This window comes from Streptomyces tateyamensis, from assembly GCF_003205575.1.
Classification (GTDB): Bacteria; Actinomycetota; Actinomycetes; order Streptomycetales; family Streptomycetaceae; genus Kitasatospora; species Kitasatospora tateyamensis.
In genome coordinates this window covers 1-19116 of record NZ_PYBW01000174.1, presented here as the reverse complement: position 1 = coordinate 19116, position 19116 = coordinate 1, and the positions used below count along the sequence as shown (strand labels likewise).

Sequence of the window (19116 nt, the reverse complement as noted above, 5' to 3'; positions counted from 1 at the left end):
CGGTCACCTGACGGTCTGCTACTTGCGGCGGCGGCCCTTGGCGGCCCGGCGGCGCTCGGCCCGGGTCAGCCCGTCCCCGTCGCCGTCGGCGGCCGCAGCGTCCTCCTCGAAGTCGCCCTCGATCACCGTCTGGTCGCCGTCCACCGACGGAGCGGTGTAGTGCAGGCGCTGGCGGGCCGGGGCCTCCAGGCCCTTGGCCTTGATCTCCGGGCGGGCGTCCTGGACCGGCTCGGCGTCCGCGACGTCCGCGTCGGCCGGCAGCGGCACCTCCTCGACCTGCTGCTCGACCTGGACCTCCAGGTTGAACAGGTAGCCGACGGACTCCTCCTTGATGCCCTCCATCATCGCGGCGAACATGTCGAAGCCCTCGCGCTGGTACTCGACCAGCGGGTCGCGCTGGGCCATCGCCCGCAGGCCGATGCCCTCCTGCAGGTAGTCCATCTCGTAGAGGTGCTCGCGCCAGCGGCGGTCCAGCACCGAGAGCACCACCCGGCGCTCCAGCTCGCGCATGACCTGCTCGCCGAGCTGGTCCTCGCGGGCGCCGTACTGGGCCTGGATGTCCTCCTGGATCACCTTGGTCAGGAAGTCGGAGGTCAGCGCGGCGCTGCTGCCGGCCTCCTCCTCCAGCGCGTCCAGCTCCAGGGTGATCGGGTAGAGCTGCCTGAGGGCGGTCCAGAGCTTCTCCAGGTCCCAGTCGTCCTCGAAGCCCTCGCCGGTCGCCGCCTGCACGTAGGCCGCGACCGTGTCGTCCATGAAGTGGCCGATCTGCTCCTGCAGGTCCTCGCCCTCGAGCACCCGGCGGCGCTCGCCGTAGATGACCTCGCGCTGGCGGTTGAGCACCTCGTCGTACTTCAGGACGTTCTTGCGGATCTCGAAGTTCTGCTGCTCGACCTGGGTCTGCGCGGAGGCGATGGCGCGGGTGACCATCTTGGACTCGATCGGCACGTCCTCGGGCACGTTGGCCATCGACAGCACACGCTCGACCATGCCGGCCTTGAACAGCCGCATCAGGTCGTCGCCGAGCGAGAGGTAGAACCGGGACTCGCCCGGGTCGCCCTGACGGCCGGAGCGGCCGCGCAGCTGGTTGTCGATCCGGCGCGACTCGTGCCGCTCGGTGCCGAGCACGTACAGGCCACCGAGCTCCTGCACCTCGAGCTGCTCGGCCTTGACCATCTCCTTGGCCTTCTCCAGCGCCGCCGGGAAGGCGGCCTGGTAGTCCTCGGGGGTCTCCACCGGGCTCAGCCCGCGCTGGGCCAGCTCCGCGGTGGCCAGGTGCTCGGGGTTGCCGCCGAGCATGATGTCGGTGCCGCGGCCGGCCATGTTGGTGGCCACCGTGACCGCGCCCTTGCGCCCGGCCTGGGCGACCACCTGGGCCTCGCGCTCGTGGTGCTTGGCGTTCAGCACCTCGTGCGGGATGCCGCGCTTGCGCAGCTCCTGGGAGAGGTACTCGGACTTCTCCACCGAGACGGTGCCGACCAGGACCGGCTGGCCCTTCTCGTGCTTCTCGGCGATGTCGTCGACCACCGCGGCGAACTTGGCCGGCTCCGACTTGTAGATCAGGTCGGGCTGGTCGAGGCGCTGCGGCGACTTGTTGGTCGGGATCGGCACCACGCCGAGCTTGTAGATCTGGTGGAACTCGGCCGCCTCGGTGGTGGCGGTACCGGTCATGCCGCAGAGCTTGTCGTACAGGCGGAAGAAGTTCTGCAGGGTGATGGTGGCCAGGGTCTGGTTCTCGTTCTGGATCTCCACCCCCTCCTTGGCCTCGATCGCCTGGTGCATGCCCTCGTTGTAGCGGCGGCCGGCCAGCATGCGGCCGGTGTGCTCGTCGACGATCATGACCTCGCCGTTCATCACGACGTAGTCCTTGTCCGCCTTGTAGAGCTCCTTCGCCTTGATGGCGTTGTTCAGGAACCCGACCAGCGGGGTGTTGACCGACTCGTAGAGGTTGTCGATGCCCAGGTAGTCCTCGACCCGGCTGACACCCTCCTCCAGCACGCCGACGGTGCGCTTCTTCTCGTCCACCTCGTAGTCGCGGTCGCGCTTGAGGCGCAGCACCAGCTTGGCGAAGTCGGCGTACCACTTGGTCGCCTGGTCGGCCGGGCCGGAGATGATCAGCGGGGTGCGGGCCTCGTCGATCAGGATCGAGTCGACCTCGTCGACGATCGCGAAGTTGTGGCCGCGCTGCACCAGCTCGTCCTGCGACCAGGCCATGTTGTCGCGCAGGTAGTCGAAGCCGAACTCGTTGTTGGTGCCGTACGTGATGTCCATCGCGTACTGGCGCTGGCGCTCGGCCGGCGACATGTTCGCCAGGATCACGCCGACCTCGAGGCCGAGGAAGCGGTGCACCCGGCCCATCCACTCCGAGTCGCGCTCGGCGAGGTAGTCGTTGGTGGTGATCAGGTGCACGCCCTTGCCGGTGAGCGCGTTGAGGTAGGCCGGCAGCGTGCCGACCAGCGTCTTGCCCTCACCGGTGCGCATCTCGGCGACGTAGCCCAGGTGCAGCGCGGCGCCACCCATCAGCTGGACGTCGTAGTGGCGCTGGCCGAGCACCCGCTTGGCGGCCTCGCGGACGGTGGCGAAGGCCTCGGGGAGGATGTCGTCCAACGACTCGCCGTCGGCCAGCCGCTGCTTGTACTCCTCGGTCAGAGCGCGCAGCTCGTCGTCGGTGAGGTTGACGAAGTCCTCTTCGATGGAGTTGACCTGGGCAGCAATCCGCTGCAGCTTGCGAAGAATCTTCCCTTCGCCGGCGCGCAGGATCTTGTCGAAGACGGACACTTGAGCGGGCTCCTTGCCTGGATCGGCTCTGGACGACAGCACGGCGGGGTCTACCCCACCGCACGGGCCATCGTATGCGAGGAGTCCAACCCCCCGGGAGGTGCGTCAGCACGCCATTCCGGTGTCACCCGTGGGGGCGGATCCCGCCTTAGATGTCGGAACAGGTGCAAATCGGGCACGGGAAAGTCACTTTCATCGCACCGGGACACCCGGGAATACTCGTGCCATGGACGAACCGATCTTGAATCCCGCGGTCCTGGAGACCGATCGACTGCTGCTGCGGCCCCCCGGGCCGGCGGACGTGGCGCCGATCTTCGAGATCTGCCAGGACCCGGAGATCCAGCGCTGGACCGTGGTCCCCTCGCCCTACCGGCAGGCGGATGCCGAGTTCTTCGTCCACACGCTGGCCGCCGACGGCTGGCGCACCGGCCGCTACCCCTCCTGGTGCGTGATCGAGAAGGCCACCGGCGCGCTGGTCGGCACCCAGAGCCTGGCCCACCGCGGCCCGGGCAGCGCCGAGGTGGGGTACTGGGCCGCTCCGGCAGCGCGCGGCAAGGGCTTCACGATCGAGGCGCTGCGGGCCGTCTGCCGCTGGGGCGTGGCCGAGCGCGGGCTGCGCCGGCTCGAGTGGACGGCCTACGTCGGCAACGAACCCTCGCGCGCCCTGGCCCGCCGGGCCGGCTTCACCATGGAGGGCACCCTGCGCTCCTACGCCGCCCAGCGCGGCCAGTGGCGCGACGTGTGGATGGGCTCGCTGCTGGCCGAGGAGGTGGCGCCGGCATGACCGAGCCGCTGCGACCCGTCGAACTGACAGGACCCGGGCTGCTGTTGCGCCCCTGGACCGCCCTGCCGAACCAGCGCGACGCGGCCGACCTGCGGGTCGGCCTGAGCGATCCGGAGCAGGCCCGCTGGAACCCCAACGCCCCGCTCACCGACCCCGGCGAGCAGGCGGTGCACGACTGGGTCGGCCGGTTGCTGGCCAGGACCGCCGAGGGCACCGGCGCCTCCTGGGCGGTGCGCGACCCGGACAGTGGCCGGCTGCTCGGCCACCTGGGCCTGCGCGAGGTCGAGTTCACGACGGGCAGCGCCCGGATCGGCTACTGGATCATGCCCGGGGCCCGCGGCCGCGGCCTGGCGAGAGCCGCGACCGAGCTGGCCTCCCGCTGGGCCTTCGGTGAACTGGGCCTGCACCGGATCGAACTGGCGCACGCGGTGGGCCACGAGGCGTCCTGCGCGATCGCCCGCAGGGCCGGGTACCGGCTGGAAGGGGTGCTGCGCGAGGCGCTGCCGGACAGCTACGGCACCCGGCACGACCTGCACCTGCACGCCCGTCTGGCCACCGACCCGGTCGGCTGAACCGGGCCGGCCCCCTGGCTCCGCGTGCCCTGTCGGCGCCGCCCGCTAGCCTGCCCGACATGACCGCACTGCCGCCGCCCGAGCTGACCCTCACCGCCGACCAGGCCCGCCGGATCGCCCTGCGGGCCCAGGGCCTGCTCGGCGTGCCGGACCGCCGGGCCGGGGTGGGCGGTGTGCTGAAGCGGCTGGGCGCGGTGCAGTTGGACACCATCTCGGTGCTGGCTCGTTCGCACGAGCTGGTCCCCTACGCCCGGCTCGGCGCGGTAGGCCGCCCGGCCGTGGAGCGCGCCTACTGGGGTGCGGCCACCTCCTTCGAGTACTGGTCGCACGCGGCCTGCGTGCTACCGATCGAGCAGTGGCCGCTGTTCGCCTTCCGCCGCCGCGCTTACCGGGCCCGCGGCAACCTGTGGAACCACCAGGTCGACCCGCAGGCCTACCGGGCCGTGCTGGACCGCCTGCGCGCCGAGGGCCCGCTGACCAGCACCGAACTCGGCGGCGCCAAGCGGACCGCCGAGTGGTGGGACTGGTCCGACAGCAAGATCGCGGTGGAACGCGCGCTCGCCTTCGGCGACGTGGTCTGCACCGAGCGCCGCAGCTGGAAGCGGGTCTACGCGCTGGCCGAGCAGACGGTCCCCGCCGAGCTGCTCGACCGCGACCCCAGCGACGCCGAGTGCCTGACCCGACTGGTCGGCCAGGCCGGCCGAGCCCTGGGCGTGGCTACCCGCGCCGACCTGCTCGACTACCACCGTCTGAAGTCCGCCCAGGTGGACGCGGTGCTGGCCGACAGCGGCCTGGTCCCGGTCGCGGTGGCCGGCTGGGGCACCGGCGCCCCGACACCCGCCTGGGCCGATCCGGCCGCGCTGGCCGCCGAGGGCTCGATCGACGGCTCCGCCGCCGGGCGCGGCCGGCACCGCACCACCCTGCTCTCCCCGTTCGACTCGCTGATCTGGGACCGCGCCCGGACCGAGCGGATGTTCGGCATGAGCCACCGGCTGGAGGCCTACACCCCCAGGCACAAGCGCACCCACGGCTACTTCGCCATGCCGCTGCTGGCCGGCGGCAAGCTGGTCGGCCGGGTCGACCCGGCCCGGGAGCGCGGCGTCCTGGTGGCCCGTCAGATCTCCCTGGACAGCCCGGCCCGGCTGCCCGCGCTGGCCCAGGCCCTGCGCGAGGCGGCCGACTGGGTGGGCTGCTCGCTGGTGCGGGTCGAGGAGCTGTCCGACGAGAAGCTGCGGGCCCCGCTGACCCGCCTGCTCGCCTGACGGCTCACCCTATTTCGAGGATCTTCTCCCGCATCGCGTACACCACGGCCTCCATCCGGGAGTGCAGCTGGAGCTTCTCCAGGATGTTGCGCACGTGGTTCTTCACCGTGTTCTCGCTGATGAAGAGCTCCTTGGCGATCTCCCGGTTGTTCATCCCGGTGGCCACCAGTTTGAGGACCTCGAGCTCGCGGTCGGTCAGCCGCGGCGCGGGGAGCAGCTCCCGGTCCTCGGACCGGCGCTGGATCATCGACTTGAACTCGGTCAGCAGCTTGGCCGCCATCGACGGGCTGATCTGCGACTGCCCGTCCGCCACCGCACGGATCGCGGTGGCCACCTCGTCGGTGGAGATCTCCTTGAGCAGGTAGCCGGTGGCCCCCGCCTTGATCGCCTCGTAGAGGTCGGCTTCCTCGTCGCTTATCGTCAGCATGATGATCTTGGTGCTCGGCGCCACCTCCTTGATCGAGGTGCAGGCCTCGATCCCGCTGCGCCGCGGCATCCGCACGTCCATCAGGATGATGTCGGGCAGCAGGTCGGCCGCCTTGGAGACCGCCTCGGCCCCGTCGCCGGCCTCGCCGACCACCTTGATGTCCGGCTCCTCGGCGAGCACGATCTCCAGACCCCGCCGGAACAGCGCGTGGTCGTCCACCACCAGCACTCGGATGGGCTCGCCCCCGCGCGGCGCGTACTCCGGCTCCGGGCTCCCGCCACCACCGCCCTCGAACCGCTGCGCCATCCGCCCCTCCCCGTTGCCGAACGATGTGGGCCACATCATTCCACGGTAGCCGGACCCGATCTCAACCGACGATCAGCGCTTCCCCCCGAACGGGTGCGCCGCCCGCGCCCCGGCGCCGCCCGGGCAGCCAAAAGGCCCGGCGGCCCCGACGGGGCCGCCGGGCCCGGAATCCTCACGACTCAGCGGTCGCCCGCCGCGTTGATCGAACCGCCGCCGCCACTGAGCTCGTCGTCCGGCGCCAGGCCGTTGGCCTGCACGTGGATGACGCCGTAGTCGTAGCCGCGCCGGCGGTACACCACGCTGGGCAGGCCGCTGTCCTTCTCCACGAACAGGTAGAAGTCGTGCCCGACCAGCTCCATCGACTCCAGCGCCTGGGCCAGCGTCATCGGGTGCGCCAGGTGGGTCTTCTCGCGGACCACCAGCGGCCCCTCGCCCTCCACCTCCAGCGAGCCGATCTTCGTCTTCGGCACCGCCTGCTCGTCCAGCTCCTCGGCGGTCGCCGTGCCCGGCAGCGCGGCGATCCGCGCCGTGGCCTGGGCCACGCTCAGCGGCGTGGTGCGCACCCCGTGGTGCACCCGGCGGCGGTCGGCGGACTTGCGCAGCTGGGCGTCGAGCTTCGCGGCGGCCAGGTCGAGCGCCGCGTAGGGATCGGCGGCGGCGGCCTCGGCCCGGATCACCGGGCCACGGGTGCGGACGGTGATCTCCACCCGGTCGGACCGCTCGGCCTGACGCGGGTTGTGCTCCTTGGACACCTCGACCTCGAGGCTGATCACCTTGCCGTCGAACTTCTGGACCTTCTCCAGCTTCTCGGCCACGTGCTCGCGGAACCTCTGGGGCACCTCGGTCTTGCGGCCCTTGACGACGATGTCCACGCAGAACTCCGATCCCTCGTACTGGTGCCGGCCCGGACTACCGGACCGGGCATGAGCCCCCAGCCTGACCAGCCACGATGCCGCTGGCCCGACGCCCGGCCACCGACCGTGCGGACCGGGCCCTCACCCACTCTCCTCCCCACCCGAAAGGCGCGGAACCCCCCGGAGCCTCATCAGACACCCAGGGCGCTCGTTTCGCCTCTCCAGCGGGACCCTAGGGTCGCGGGTCGCGGCCGGACAGCTGTTCCACCCTGTCTACCCTCAAATGAGTGAAGTGACGGTAAATATCTGTACAACTCCGCCCAGACGGCCCACGCTGTGCCCTGCTCGGCTCGCCACACCCGCTCCCGGGAGGGTTTCTGGTGCTCGCTCCGCTGCTCGACCTGGTGCTCCCCGCGCCCTGCGCCGGCTGTGCCGAGCCCGGCGGCCCGCTCTGCCCCGGCTGCCGGGCCCGGTTGGCCCGGCTGGCCGCCCGCCGGCTCGACCCGCACCCCGCCCCGCCCGGCCTGCCCCCGGTGCACGCCTGCGCCGAGTACCAGGACCCACTGCGTCAACTCCTGCTCGCCCACAAGGAACGCGGCGTGCTCGCGCTGGCCGCTCCGCTCGGCGAGCTGCTGGCCCGCGCGGTGCTCGCCGCCCTGCCAGGCCGACCGGGCGCGGGCGGGCCGCCGCTGCTGCTGGTCCCGATGCCCTCCACCCGCCACGCGGTGCGCGCCCGCGGCCACGACGCCACCCGGCGCCTCGCCCGCAGCGCGGCCCGCCGCCTGCGCGGGCACGGGCTGCGCTGCCAGGTAGCCCCGGTGCTGCGCCCGGCCCGCCGGGTGGCCGACCAGGCCGGCCTGAGCGCCGCCGAGCGCCGGGCCAACCTGCACCGCGCGCTCACCGTGCCGCCGCGCCTGCACCGCCCGCTGACCGGCCGCCAGCTGCTGCTGGTCGACGACGTGGTGACCACCGGCGCCACCCTGGCCGAGGCCGCCCGCGCCCTGCGCGCCGCCGGCGCCCCGCCGCTGGCGGCCGCCACCGTGGCGGCCGCCGGCCGCGGCTGACCGGCCGTCAGCCCTGGTAGCCCGGCTGGGTCACGCCCTTGCTGTACGCCCGCCACTGCGGCTGCATGCTCCCGCTCAGCCCGTACACCGCGTGGTCGTCGCCCTTGGCGTCGCCCAGCACCGGGTCCAGGCGCGACTCGGAGGCCGCCACCACGGTCATCCCGTCCACCGCCTGCACCGCGGTCTCCAGCCCGGACGAGCCGTCGGTGGACAGGTAGTGCAGCTGCGGCACGCTGTCGCTCTCCTTGCCCAGCACCAACAGGGTGTCCGGGTCCGCCCAGGAGACCGAGGTGACGTCGGACAGCTCCACGGCCGCGACCGGCCGCAGCTTGACGATCGACACCGTCGGCGCCTGCGCCGAGCCGCCGCGGACGACCAGGCCCAGCCGAAGGCTGCGGGTGCCGTCGGAGTTCCGCAGCAGCAGCGCCACCCGGGTGCCGTCGGAGGAGACCCGCAGGCTGTCCACCGGCAGCGAACCGAGGCCCTCGACCGGCACGGTGGTCTTCGCGCCGTCGGTGATCAGCAGCACCCGCGGCGCCAGCGGGTCCCGGTCCACCACCCACAGCCCGCCGTAGCCGTCCCAACTCGGCGAGGCCAGACCCAGGCCCGGACCCTGCCCCGCCCGGCTGGTGGCCACCGGCGGGCCGAGCTGCTTGGCGCCGTCGTCCAGCGCCGCCACGTACAGCGACCTGCCGTCCTCGCTCACCACCGCGGCCTGGCTGCCGCCCCGGCGCACCGCGAAGGCGCCCTGGGGCTGGTCCCCGACCGGGGCCAGGCCCGGGGCCGGGGTGGCCGCGCCGAGCACCCCGGCGACCGCGACGGGGTTGTTGTCCTGGCCGATCTGGACCAGCTGACCGGTCTTCGCCTTGCGCGCGTAGGCCTGGCCGCTGCCGGCCAGCTGGCCCGGCGCGAACGCCGCCGCCTTGGCCTGGGTCGCGGTGAACTCGGCGCTGCCCCGCTTGGCGACCAGCTGCAGCCGCTCCAGCGAGCCGCTCCCGCCCTGGCTGAGGGTGTAGTACAGCTGTGCCGCCATCTGGTGGCACTGGCGGTCGCTGGTCACGCAGTCCACCCCGTCGACCTGCACCTTGATCAGGCGCGGGTCGTCCGAGCTGACGGCGGTGACCGTCACCCCGCCCTCGAAGGCCGAGCGGACCGCCGGGGCCAGCCAGTCCGACGGACCCTGGGCCACCGCGCGGACGGCCGCGCCGGCCGGGTCGATCCGGCGCCGCAGGTAGACCGGGTCCGGCACCAGCACCGGCTGCTCGCCCGTGCCGGCCTGCTGGTCCCGGGTGAAGTAGTACTTCGCCACCTGCTGGTAGGCGTTCTGGAAGCTGGTCTTGTCCATCACCAGCCCTGCGGGCAGCGCGGCGATCCGCCACTGCGCCCGGTCCTTGGGGTCCTTGCCGTCCTTCGCGTCCTTGGCGACGTTGACCAGGGTGAACAGCCCGCCGTAGGTGCCGGTGGCGCTGTGGTAGGTGTGCCGCTCGTCCAGCAGGCCGAGCTTGGCGGAGCTGATGGTGAGCTGGACCTGGGCGGCCGTGTCGTCCCCCGCGGGCGCCTGCAGCGCAGTGTTGGCCAGCACCACCGTGCTCTCCTCCGGGCGCCACTGGGCGGCGGCGTCGGGGGTCAGGTACTGCTTGGCGGTCCGGTAGTCGGCTTCGTCGGCGATCGAGGCGTCCAGGAAGTTCTGCAGCACCTCGCGCGGCGACAGCCCGTCGCGCGGCGGCATCGGGATCACCCGCACCTGCACGCCCTGGTCGGCGCCCGCGCCCTGGGTCGGGTGCACCGTCTCCGGCGGGCCGCTGTCCGGCATGGTCGCGCAACCGGCCGCGAGCAGCACGGTCAGCGAGACCGACAGCGTCCCCACCCAGCCGCGCGCTCCGGCCCTACTGGTAGTGCCCACCCGGCGACCCCTCCGTGCTCGTGCCCTCGCCGTCCGGTCCGCCGCCCACGGCCTGCTCCGCCTCCGGCTGCTGCGGCAGCAGGTGACGGTCCACCACCACCTGGGCTCCGGTCGCACCGTACCCGGCGCCGGCCGCCCGCACGTCCGAGGGGTCCGCGACCACGGCCGGCTTGGGCTGCGAACGGCCCAGCGCCCCGCCGATGCTGAGCACGCCGCCCAGCCCCGGGCCGAGCCCGGCGCCCGCGCCGCCCGGCGTCTCCGGGATCACGCTCGCCTCGCCGCTGGCGGTCAGCGCGGTCGCGCCGGTCGGCAGCGCCCGCCGGTACGGGGTGCCCTGGGCCCGCAGGCCGCGGTTGTGCCGCGAGTCCTCCGGCTCCAGCCGGAACGGTGCCCGGCCTATCTCGCCGCCGCGGGTGCGCGGCAGGGTGAGCCGGAAGTGCGAACCGCCGCCCGGCTCGCCCCAGGCCTGCAGCCAGCCGCCGTGCAGGTGCGCGTCCTCGACCGCGATCGACAGGCCGAGGCCGGTGCCGCCGGTGGTCCGCACCCGGGACGGGTCGGCCCGCCAGAACCGGTGGAACACCCGGGAGGCCTCGCCCGGCTTGAGCCCGATGCCGTAGTCGCGCACGCCGACCGCCACCGCGCCCTCGGCCGAACCGAGCCGGATCACCACGTCCCGGCCCTCGCCGTGCTCCAGCGCGTTGACCACCAGGTTGCGCAGGATCCGCTCGATCCGGCGCGAGTCGACCTCGGCCACCACCGGGTTCTCGGCCCCGCGCAGCACCACCGCGCTGCCCTTGAGCCGGGCCAGCGGGTCGGCCGCCTCGACCACCCGGTGCACGATCTCGCGCAGGTCCACCGGCTCGGCGTCAAGGACGGCCGCGCCCGCGTCGAACCGGCTGATCTCCAGCAGGTCGGCCAGCAGCGACTCGAACCGGTCCAGCTGACCCTGCAGCAGCTCGGCCGAGCGGGCCGCCATCGGGTCCAGGTCCTCGCGCGAGTCGTAGATCAGGTCGGCGGCCATCCGCACCGTGGTCAGCGGGGTGCGCAGCTCGTGCGAGACGTCCGAGACGAAGCGGCGCTGCACCCGGGAGAGCTCCTCGAGCTGGTGGATCTGCGCCTGCAGCGCGCCGGCCATCCGGTTGAACGACTCGCCGAGGCGGGCGATGTCGTCGGTGCCGGTGACCTTCATCCGCTCTTCCAGGTGCCCGTCGGCCAGCCGCTCGGCGATCCCGGCGGCCATCCGCACCGGGGTGACCACCTGACGCACCACCAGCCAGGCGATGCAGGCCAGCAGCACCACGATGAAGACGCCGGCGGTGGCCACCGTGGTGGTGACCAGGGCCAGGGTCTGGTCCTCCTGGACGAAGGAGAAGGCGAAGTAGAGCTGGTAGGAGGTCTTGCCGTCCGGACCGGTCAGCTGCTTGCCGATCACCAGGCCCGGCTCGGAGATCTCCTCGCCGTTCGCGGCGGTCCGGTTGATCGTGGTGGTCTGCTGGTGGATCGAGTTCGGGTCGGCCGCCACGTCCCGGCGCAGTTCCGGCGAGATGCTGGTGAGCGCCACGCCCTCGGAGGCGCGCGCGGTCTGCGGCTGGATGCTGGTGGCCACCGCGCTCTGGTCGGTGGCGGGCACGGTGCCGATCACCAGGTAGACGCCCTGGCCGCCGCTGGCCAGGTTGGCCACCTGGTCGGTCAGCCAGGTGCTGGTCTCGCTGCTGCTGGGGTCGGCGCCGGCGCTGCCGCTGGTGCTGCTGCCCACCTTCGCGCCCAGGTCGCGCAGCGTGTCGCTCTGCTTCTGGGCGGTGGTGAAGCCGCCGGAGGCCTGGCTGAGCGCGGCGCGCTTCTTGCTCTCCAGCAGGCCCTGGCGGACCTGGGCCATCACCACGACGCCCAGCACGGCGACCAGCGCCACCGAGAGGACCAGGGTGGCGGCGACCACCCGCACCTGGATCGAGCGCCGGTACAGCGCGCTGAGCCGGTGGAACGGGCGCAGCAGACGCCGGCCGAGCCAACCGTGCGACGAACCCGCCGCACGCCGCGGACCGGCGCCTGGGACGATCACCTCCTCGGCCTGGATCTCGGCCGAGGAGGGCTGGACCTGGTGCGACACGTCAGCTGGGTCCGGCCTTGTAGCCGACCCCGCGGACCGTCACCACGATCTCCGGACGCTCCGGATCCTTCTCGATCTTGGAGCGCAGTCGCTGCACGTGCACGTTGACCAGCCGGGTGTCGGCCGCGTGGCGGTAGCCCCAGACCTGCTCCAGCAGCACCTCGCGGGTGAACACCTGCCAGGGCTTGCGGGCCAGCGCGACCAGCAGGTCGAACTCCAGCGGGGTCAGCGGGATGCCCCGCCCGTCCCGCTTGACCGAGTGGCCGGCCACGTCGATCACCAGATCGCCGATGGTCAGCTGCTCGGGGGTGGGCTCCTCGGCCCGGCGCAGCCGGGCCCGGATCCGGGCCACCAGTTCCTTGGGCTTGAACGGCTTGACCACGTAGTCGTCGGCGCCGGACTCCAGGCCGACCACGATGTCGACCGTGTCGGTCTTCGCGGTCAGCATGACGATCGGCACACCGGACTCGGACCTGATCTGCCGACAGACGTCGATGCCGTCCCGTCCGGGCAGCATCAGGTCCAGCAGCACCAGGTCCGGCTTGGTCTCCCGGAACGCGGCCAGTGCCTTGTCCCCATCAGCGACGAAAAACGGCTCAAAACCCTCACCACGCAACACGATGCCGAGCATCTCGGCCAGTGCGGTGTCGTCATCTACGACGAGGACGCGACCTTTCATGAGCCCATCCTCTCATTACCGGATTGTGACCTGCCGCACACCCGTGCCAATCCGACCGGCGAACTGCCGGTGCCAGTGCGCATATCCACCCAAACTCCATGCTTTCCGGTCCCGCTCGACTCCGTTGTCGATCAGCAACCCGGCGCCCCTGGGGCGCCTGCCGACACCATGGCACGATGGGGCGGCACGCATGCGCCCCACCACCGAAATCCGGGGTTGCCACCCCGCGCCGAGGAGCAGTGATGACCGACACTCCGGGCTGGGTCTCCCCCAGCTCGTCCGGGCCCGAACCCGAAGACGTCCGGCCGCCGGCCGACACGCCCGCGGGGACGGACCGACCGTCGGACAGCCCTGCCGCACCGCCGGCCTCCCCGGTGGCACCGCCGGCCGCGCCGCCCTACCAGGGCGCGTACGGCACCCCCGGCGGCTACGGTGGCGCCCCGGTGCCGCCGCAGCGGCCCGGTGGCTGGAACCCGCCCCCCGGGTGGGGGCAGCCGCAGCAGCCCGGCTGGGGCCAGCAGCCGCAGTGGGGGCAGTCGCAGCCCCAGTGGGGCGGCCAGCAGCCGCAGTGGGGCCAGCCCCAGTGGGGCGTGCGCCCGACCAGCCCCAAGCCCGGCGTGATCCCGCTGCGCCCGCTGGGCGTCGGCGAGATCCTGGACGGCTCGATCTCCACCGCGCGCAAGCACTGGCGCACCGTGCTGCCGCTCTCGCTGGTCGTCGCGGTGATCAGCCAGACCGCCGCCACCGCCCTGAACTGGGCGCAGCTGAACGGCTCCAACAACATCGCTGCCCTGGTCGGCGGCCTGGCCGGCCTGCTGGTCAGCCTGGTCGCGGGCCTGATCGTCACCGCGCTGCTCACGATCGTGGTGAGCCGGGCGATCATCGGCGAGCCGGTCTCCGTCGGAACCGCCTGGCAGGCCGCCCGCGGCCAGCTCTGGCGGCTGGTCGGCCTGAGCCTGATGGTCACCCTGATCACCGGCGGCCTGATGGCCGTCGTCCTGGTGCCCACCGTCCTGCTCGGGACCGCCCTCACCGACACCGGCTCGGACAGCGGCAACGGGGCGCTGGCCGCACTGCTGATCGTCTTCGGGGCGCTGGCCGCCATCGTGCTGGGCATCTGGATGTACATCCGGCTCAGCCTGGCCGCCCCGGCCCTGATGCTGGAGCGCCAGGGGGTCTTCGAGGCGATGCGCCGCTCGCGCCGGCTGGTCCGGGGCTCCTGGTGGCGCCTGTTCGGCATCAACGTCGTCGCGGTGCTGCTCACCAGCCTCCTGTCCGGTGCCATCGCCCTGCCGTTCCGGCTGCTCTCCGGCAGCGGCGGCACGGCCGGCGGCCCGTTCGCCGGCCTGGTGCCGGACCCGAACAACCCGCCCTCGCTCGTCTCCCTGGTGATCGTCGCGATCGGCGGCGTGCTCGCCGCCACCCTGACCACCCCGTTCAAGTCCGGCATCGCGGTGCTGCTCTACGTCGACCAGCGGATCCGCCGCGAGGCGCTGGACCTGGAGCTGGCCCGCGCGGCCGGACTGCCCGAGTACGGCGGCACCGGCTGGGCCGACCAGCAGCCGCCGCAGTACCCGCCGACCCAGTACCCGCCGTACTCCGGCCCGCACGGGGTGGCCTGACCCGATGCCGACCTGGGGGGAGCTGGTCCGGATCGCCGGTGACGGCGTGCCGGTGACCGTGCCGCGCGACGCCGCCCGCGACGCCGCGCGCGAAGAGCTGCAGAAGGCCGAGTACCACCGCCACGATCCGACGCCGGTCCAGCGCGCGATCAACTGGCTCTGGGAGCGCTTCACCTCGCTGCTGGACCGGCTCGGCGGTCCCGGGCACAGCGGCACCACCGGCCTGGTGGTCTTCCTGGTGCTCTTCGCGGCGATCGCAGGCCTGCTCTGGTGGCGCCTGGGCCGGCCGCGGCGCACCGCCGCCCGCGACGCCGCGCTCTTCACCGGCCAGGGCGGCCCGCGCACCGCCGCCGAGCACCGCGCCGCAGCCGAGCGGCACGCCGCCGCCGGCGAGTGGGCGGACGCGGTCCGCGAGCAACTGCGTGCCCTGGTCCGCGACCTGGAGGAGCGCACGCTGCTCGACCCGCGCCCCGGCCGCACCGCCGACGAGGCCGCGATCGAGGCCGGCCGCAGGCTCCCCGAGCACGCCCGGGAACTGCGCACCGCCGCCCGCGTCTTCGACGACATCGCCTACGGCGGCCGCACCGCCGACCAGGCCGCCTACCAGCAGCTCGCCGACCTCGACCGGCGGCTGCGCCAGACCCGACCCACCCTGACCCCGGCGGGCACCGCGTGAGCCTGAGCACCACTCCCGAGACCGGCACCACCGACACCACCGCTGCCACGGCTGTCGACCGCGGCACCCGGCCCCCGGGCCGGCCCGAGCCGGACACCAGCCTCGACCCGACGCTGCGTCAGCTATGGCGCCGCTCGCGCTGGTTCCTCGCCGCCGGCCTGGTCCTGCTGCTCGCCGGCCTGCTGCTGGCCGGCCTGGGTGACAGCACCAGCTACCCGGCGCTCGACCCGCGCTCGCCCGACCCGGACGGCACCAAGGCGATATCCGAGCTGCTGCACCGGCACGGCGTCACCGTGACCACCACCACGAACGCGGACGAACTGGCCGACGCCCCCCAGGACGACACCGTGCTGGTCCCGCTGCCCGAGCTACTGACCACCTACCAGTTGCGCGCCCTCGGCGCCGCCGGCCACCGCCGCCTGGTCCTGCTCTCCCCCGACAGCACCGCCCTGGAGCTGCTCGCCCCGAACATCCAGCCGTACGCCGGCCCCGGCGCGGCCGGGATCACCTCGGACGCCACCGCCCCCGACTGCACTCTCGGCGAGGCCGAGGTGGCCGGCACCGCCGAAGCCGGCGGCCGGCTCTACCAGGCCGGCTCCGGCAGCACCGCCTGCTACCCGCGGCTGGGCCACCCGACCCTGGTGCGGGCCACCGGACTGGGCGGCGCCGAGGTGATCGTGCTCGGCTCCGGGCGCTTCCTCACCAACGAGTACCTGGCCCACCAGGGCAACGCCTCGCTCGCCCTGGGCCTGCTCGGCTCCCAGCACCGCCTGGTCTGGTACCTGCCGGACTACGGCTCGGCGGGCGCCGGCGGCGACCGGAGCATCACCGAGCTGATCCCCGGCGGCTGGTCCTGGGCCACCCTGCAACTGGCCGTCGCCGTCGGGCTGGCCGCCCTGTGGCGGGCCCGCCGCCTGGGACCGCTGGTCAGCGAGCAGCTGCCCGTGGTGGTCCGGGCCACCGAGACCACCGAAGGCCGGGCCCGGCTCTACCAGCTGGCCAAGGCCCGCGGCCGAGCAGCCGAAGCCCTGCGCCAGGCCGTCCGGCACCGGCTGGCCCCCGTCCTCGGAGTCTCCGTGACGGGCGGTCAGGTGGACGCCGACGCCCTGCTCGCCGCCCTCGGCGACCGGCTGCCCGACCGGCCGGCCGGCGAGCTCGGCGGTCTGCTCTACGGCCCCCCGCCCCTGGACGACGCCGCACTGCTGCGGCTCGCCGACGAACTCGATGCCCTCGAAAGGCAGGTACGACAGCCGTGACCGACGACCAGCCCACTCCCGCTGCCGCCGACCCCCGGCAGGCCCTCGGCGCACTGCGCGCCGAGATCGGCAAGGCCGTGGTCGGCCAGGACGCCGCCGTCACCGGCCTGGTGGTGGCCATCCTCTGCGGCGGCCACGTGCTGCTGGAGGGTGTCCCCGGAGTCGCCAAGACGCTGCTGATCCGTACCCTGTCCACCGCGCTCAACCTGGAGACCAAGCGGATCCAGTTCACCCCGGACCTGATGCCCGGCGACGTCACCGGCTCGCTGGTCTACGACGCCCGCACCGCCGAGTTCTCCTTCCAGCCCGGCCCGGTCTTCACCAACCTGCTGCTGGCCGACGAGATCAACCGCACCCCGCCGAAGACCCAGGCCTCGCTGCTGGAGGCGATGGAGGAGCACCAGGTCACCGTCGACGGCGAGCCGCGCAAGCTGCCCGAGCCGTTCCTGGTCGCCGCGACGCAGAACCCGCTGGAGTACGAGGGCACCTACCCGCTGCCCGAGGCGCAGCTGGACCGCTTCCTGCTCAAGCTGATCCTGCCGCTGCCGGAGCGGGACCAGGAGTTCCAGGTGCTCAGCCGGCACGCGGCCGGCTTCGACCCGCGAGACCTGGCTGCAGCCGGGGTGCGCCCGGTGGCCGGCCCGGCCGACCTGGCCGCCGCCCGCGCCGCGATCGCCAAGCTGACCGTCTCCCCCGAGGTGCTGGCCTACATCGTGGACCTGTGCCGGGCCACCCGGCAGCACCCCTCGCTCTCCCTCGGCGTCTCCCCGCGTGGCGCTACCGCGCTGCTCAACACCGCCCGGGCCTGGGCCTGGCTGGCCGGGCGCGACTACGTCTCCCCCGACGACGTCAAGGCGCTCGCGCTGCCCACCCTGCGCCACCGGGTGCAGCTGCGCGCCGAGGCCGAGATGGAGGGCGTGACCGCCGACACGGTGATCCAGGCCGTGCTCGCCCAGACCCCCGCACCGCGCTGAGCCGGGTCCGCCCCGCCAGCCAGTCAGTCAGCCCCACACGCTAGGAGTCCGCCGTGGCCCTGACCGGCCGAACCGCCCTGCTCGCCGCCCTGGGCAGCCTGCTCGTTGGGCTGCTGCTGCCCTCCTGGGCCGGCGTCGGGCTGGTCACCGGGGCGGTACTGCTCGGGGTGCTGGCGGACCTGCTGCTCGCCGCCCCGGTCCGCACCTTGGTGCTGGCCCGGGACGGCGACACCTCGGTCCGGCTCGGCGAGCCGGCCACCGTCGATCTGACCGTCGGCAACCTCTCCCGGCGCCCGCTGCGGGGGCAGCTGCGCGACGCCTGGGCACCCTCCGCGTTCCAGCCGGGCACCGATCTGACGGCCTCCCGACACCGGCTCACCATTCCGGCCGGCGAGCGGCGGCGGCTCAGCACCCAGCTGCGGCCCACCCGTCGCGGCGACCACCGGGCGCACCGGGTGACGGTCCGTTCCCTGGGGCCGCTCGGCCTGGCCGGGCGTCAGGGCTCGCACCAGATCCCGTGGACACTGCGCGCACTGCCGCCGTTCACCAGCCGCAAGCACCTGCCCTCCCGGCTCGCCCGGCTGCGCGAACTGGACGGCCGCACCTCGCTGCTGACCCGCGGCCAGGGCACCGAGTTCGACAGCCTGCGCGAGTACCTGCCCGGCGACGACGTGCGCTCGATCGACTGGCGGGCCAGCGCCCGCCGGCACACCGTCGCCATCCGCACCTGGCGGCCCGAGCGGGACCGGCACATCCTGATCGTGCTCGACACCGGCCGCACCTCGGCCGGCCGGGTCGGCGACGCACCACGCCTGGACGCCGCCCTGGACGCCGCCCTGCTGCTCACCGCGCTGGCCACCCGGGCCGGCGACCGGGTCGACCTGCTCGCCCACGACCTGCGCCAGCGCGGCACGGTACTCGGCCGCTCGGCCACCGAGGTACTGCCCGCCTTCACCAACGCGATGGCAACCCTGGAACCCGCGTTGGTCGAGACCGACCTGCGCGCACTCACCGCCGCCACGCTCCGCCTGGCCCCGCGCCGCTCGCTGATCGTGCTGCTCACCGGCCTGGATGCCGGTCCCGCCGAGGACGGCCTGCTTCCGCTGCTGCCCCAGCTCACCCAGCGCCACCAGGTGATCGTCGCCTCGGTCGCCGATCCGCGACTGACGGAGCTGGCTGCGGGCCGCGGCACCGTCCAGGCCGTCTACGGCGCTGCCGCCGCGGCACAGACCCAGGCCGACCGCCGCCAGGTCGCCGCCCGCCTCACCCGCCTCGGCGCCACTGTCCTGGACGAGTCCCCGACCACCCTCCCGCCGGCCCTGGCAGACAGCTACCTCGCCCTGAAGGCAGCCGGAAAGCTGTAGCAGGACGCACTACCGAACTCACTAGGAGCAGAGAGGGGCCCGGGACCTTCCCCAGGGCCCCTCTCTCGTTCCCCTGCTGCTCTCCCCCACCCCGCTCCACCCTCTCCCACGCCTGCCCGTCAGCCACCCTGGCGGAGGCCTGCTTGTCCTCCGTCGCGCCCTATGAACCGCTCAACAGCGAACCATGCCAGCCCGCGCGACAGCGCTTCCAGCACCCGGACTGCGCCCCGATCTGCGCCGGCCGGGTCGCCTTCCCCGTACCCGGCCCCGAAACGCGAAGAAGCCCCCAGCCATAAAGGCTGGGGGCTTCTTCTGAAAGATTGTTCGGCGGCGTCCTACTCTCCCACAGGGTCCCCCCTGCAGTACCATCGGCGCTGTAAGGCTTAGCTTCCGGGTTCGGAATGTAACCGGGCGTTTCCCTCACGCTATGACCACCGAAACACTATGAAACTATCGGCCGCACCCACCCAGAAGACTTCCCGGGCGGGGGT

General features: G+C 73.3%; 15 protein-coding genes and 1 rRNA gene. 9 read left to right on the top strand and 7 right to left on the bottom strand.

Going from position 1 to position 19116, the window contains the following annotated elements:
- Positions 1–18: 18 nt before the first annotated feature.
- Positions 19–2775 carry a preprotein translocase subunit SecA gene (gene secA / locus C7C46_RS31345; protein ID WP_110673314.1) on the bottom strand — a complete coding sequence of 919 codons (2757 nt, stop codon included), beginning with the start codon at positions 2773–2775 and terminating at the stop codon, positions 19–21.
- 226 nt (positions 2776–3001) lie between these two features.
- On the opposite strand from secA, the gene C7C46_RS31340 reads away from it, so the two are divergent.
- The 3 genes from C7C46_RS31340 to C7C46_RS31330 are packed head-to-tail and all read left to right on the top strand — an operon-like array spanning position 3002 to position 5393.
- The gene (locus tag C7C46_RS31340; protein ID WP_245985243.1) at positions 3002–3559 is read left to right on the top strand and encodes a GNAT family N-acetyltransferase; all 558 of its coding nucleotides are present in this window, start codon (positions 3002–3004) and stop codon (positions 3557–3559) included.
- Positions 3556–4131 carry a GNAT family N-acetyltransferase gene (locus tag C7C46_RS31335; RefSeq protein WP_110673313.1) on the top strand — a complete coding sequence of 192 codons (576 nt, stop codon included), beginning with the start codon at positions 3556–3558 and terminating at the stop codon, positions 4129–4131. The genes C7C46_RS31340 and C7C46_RS31335 overlap by 4 nt, the downstream gene beginning before the upstream one ends.
- Before the next feature lie 59 nt (positions 4132–4190).
- A complete protein-coding gene (locus C7C46_RS31330; RefSeq protein WP_110673312.1) occupies positions 4191–5393 on the top strand; it encodes a winged helix-turn-helix domain-containing protein in 1203 nt (400 codons plus the stop codon).
- Positions 5394–5397: 4 nt separating this feature from the next.
- Here C7C46_RS31330 and C7C46_RS31325 read toward each other — a convergent pair whose 3' ends face one another.
- Complete coding sequence (locus C7C46_RS31325) at positions 5398–6126, bottom strand: response regulator (RefSeq protein ID WP_110673311.1); 729 nt, start codon at positions 6124–6126, stop codon at positions 5398–5400.
- A 179-nt stretch (positions 6127–6305) separates the two neighbouring features.
- Positions 6306–6998: a ribosome hibernation-promoting factor, HPF/YfiA family gene (hpf, locus tag C7C46_RS31320; protein WP_110673310.1), complete on the bottom strand. Its 693-nt coding sequence runs from the start codon at positions 6996–6998 to the stop codon at positions 6306–6308.
- Positions 6999–7360: 362 nt separating this feature from the next.
- Here hpf and C7C46_RS31315 point away from each other — a divergent pair, with 362 nt between their 5' ends.
- Positions 7361–8044, top strand: coding sequence for a ComF family protein (locus C7C46_RS31315; protein ID WP_110673309.1), 684 nt, complete (start codon positions 7361–7363; stop codon positions 8042–8044).
- A gap of 7 nt (positions 8045–8051) precedes the next feature.
- On the opposite strand, the gene C7C46_RS31310 is transcribed toward C7C46_RS31315, so the two are convergent.
- The 3 genes from C7C46_RS31310 to mtrA form a co-directional block, all read right to left on the bottom strand.
- On the bottom strand, positions 8052–9947 hold the full coding sequence (locus C7C46_RS31310) for an LpqB family beta-propeller domain-containing protein (protein ID WP_146259288.1): 1896 nt from the start codon (positions 9945–9947) through the stop codon (positions 8052–8054).
- Positions 9931–11940, bottom strand: a complete 2010-nt coding sequence (gene mtrB, locus C7C46_RS31305; protein ID WP_245985245.1) for an MtrAB system histidine kinase MtrB — start codon at positions 11938–11940, stop codon at positions 9931–9933. The genes C7C46_RS31310 and mtrB overlap by 17 nt, the downstream gene beginning before the upstream one ends.
- 115 nt (positions 11941–12055) lie before the next feature.
- On the bottom strand, positions 12056–12733 hold the full coding sequence (mtrA, locus tag C7C46_RS31300) for an MtrAB system response regulator MtrA (protein ID WP_110673307.1): 678 nt from the start codon (positions 12731–12733) through the stop codon (positions 12056–12058).
- A 242-nt stretch (positions 12734–12975) separates the two neighbouring features.
- Between mtrA and C7C46_RS31295 the strand changes: the two genes are divergently transcribed.
- The 5 genes from C7C46_RS31295 to C7C46_RS31275 are packed head-to-tail and all read left to right on the top strand — an operon-like array spanning position 12976 to position 18625.
- A complete protein-coding gene (locus tag C7C46_RS31295) occupies positions 12976–14355 on the top strand; it encodes a DUF7847 domain-containing protein (protein WP_110673306.1) in 1380 nt (459 codons plus the stop codon).
- 4 nt (positions 14356–14359) lie between these two features.
- Complete coding sequence (locus tag C7C46_RS31290; protein ID WP_110673305.1) at positions 14360–15031, top strand: DUF4129 domain-containing protein; 672 nt, start codon at positions 14360–14362, stop codon at positions 15029–15031.
- On the top strand, positions 15028–16287 hold the full coding sequence (locus C7C46_RS31285) for a DUF4350 domain-containing protein (protein WP_110673304.1): 1260 nt from the start codon (positions 15028–15030) through the stop codon (positions 16285–16287). Before C7C46_RS31290 ends, C7C46_RS31285 begins: the two co-directional genes overlap by 4 nt.
- Positions 16284–17261 (top strand): AAA family ATPase, encoded by a 978-nt coding sequence (locus tag C7C46_RS31280; RefSeq protein ID WP_110673303.1) that lies wholly within the window; start codon positions 16284–16286, stop codon positions 17259–17261. Before C7C46_RS31285 ends, C7C46_RS31280 begins: the two co-directional genes overlap by 4 nt.
- 53 nt (positions 17262–17314) lie before the next feature.
- A complete protein-coding gene (locus C7C46_RS31275; RefSeq protein WP_110673302.1) occupies positions 17315–18625 on the top strand; it encodes a DUF58 domain-containing protein in 1311 nt (436 codons plus the stop codon).
- Between the two features lie 322 nt (positions 18626–18947).
- Here C7C46_RS31275 and rrf read toward each other — a convergent pair.
- Positions 18948–19064, bottom strand: a 5S ribosomal RNA gene (rrf, locus tag C7C46_RS31270).
- Positions 19065–19116 lie beyond the last annotated feature (52 nt).

Excerpts from the sequence above, each read along its gene's own strand:
- C7C46_RS31325 (WP_110673311.1), bottom strand. The coding sequence starts at position 6,126 with ATGGCGCAGCGGTTCGAGGGCGGTGGTGGCGGGAGCCCGGAGCCGGAG.
- mtrA (WP_110673307.1), bottom strand. The coding sequence starts at position 12,733 with ATGAAAGGTCGCGTCCTCGTCGTAGATGACGACACCGCACTGGCCGAG.
- C7C46_RS31290 (WP_110673305.1), top strand. The coding sequence starts at position 14,360 with ATGCCGACCTGGGGGGAGCTGGTCCGGATCGCCGGTGACGGCGTGCCG.
- C7C46_RS31335 (WP_110673313.1), top strand. The coding sequence starts at position 3,556 with ATGACCGAGCCGCTGCGACCCGTCGAACTGACAGGACCCGGGCTGCTG.
- C7C46_RS31295 (WP_110673306.1), top strand. The coding sequence starts at position 12,976 with ATGACCGACACTCCGGGCTGGGTCTCCCCCAGCTCGTCCGGGCCCGAA.
- C7C46_RS31340 (WP_245985243.1), top strand. The coding sequence starts at position 3,002 with ATGGACGAACCGATCTTGAATCCCGCGGTCCTGGAGACCGATCGACTG.
- C7C46_RS31330 (WP_110673312.1), top strand. The coding sequence starts at position 4,191 with ATGACCGCACTGCCGCCGCCCGAGCTGACCCTCACCGCCGACCAGGCC.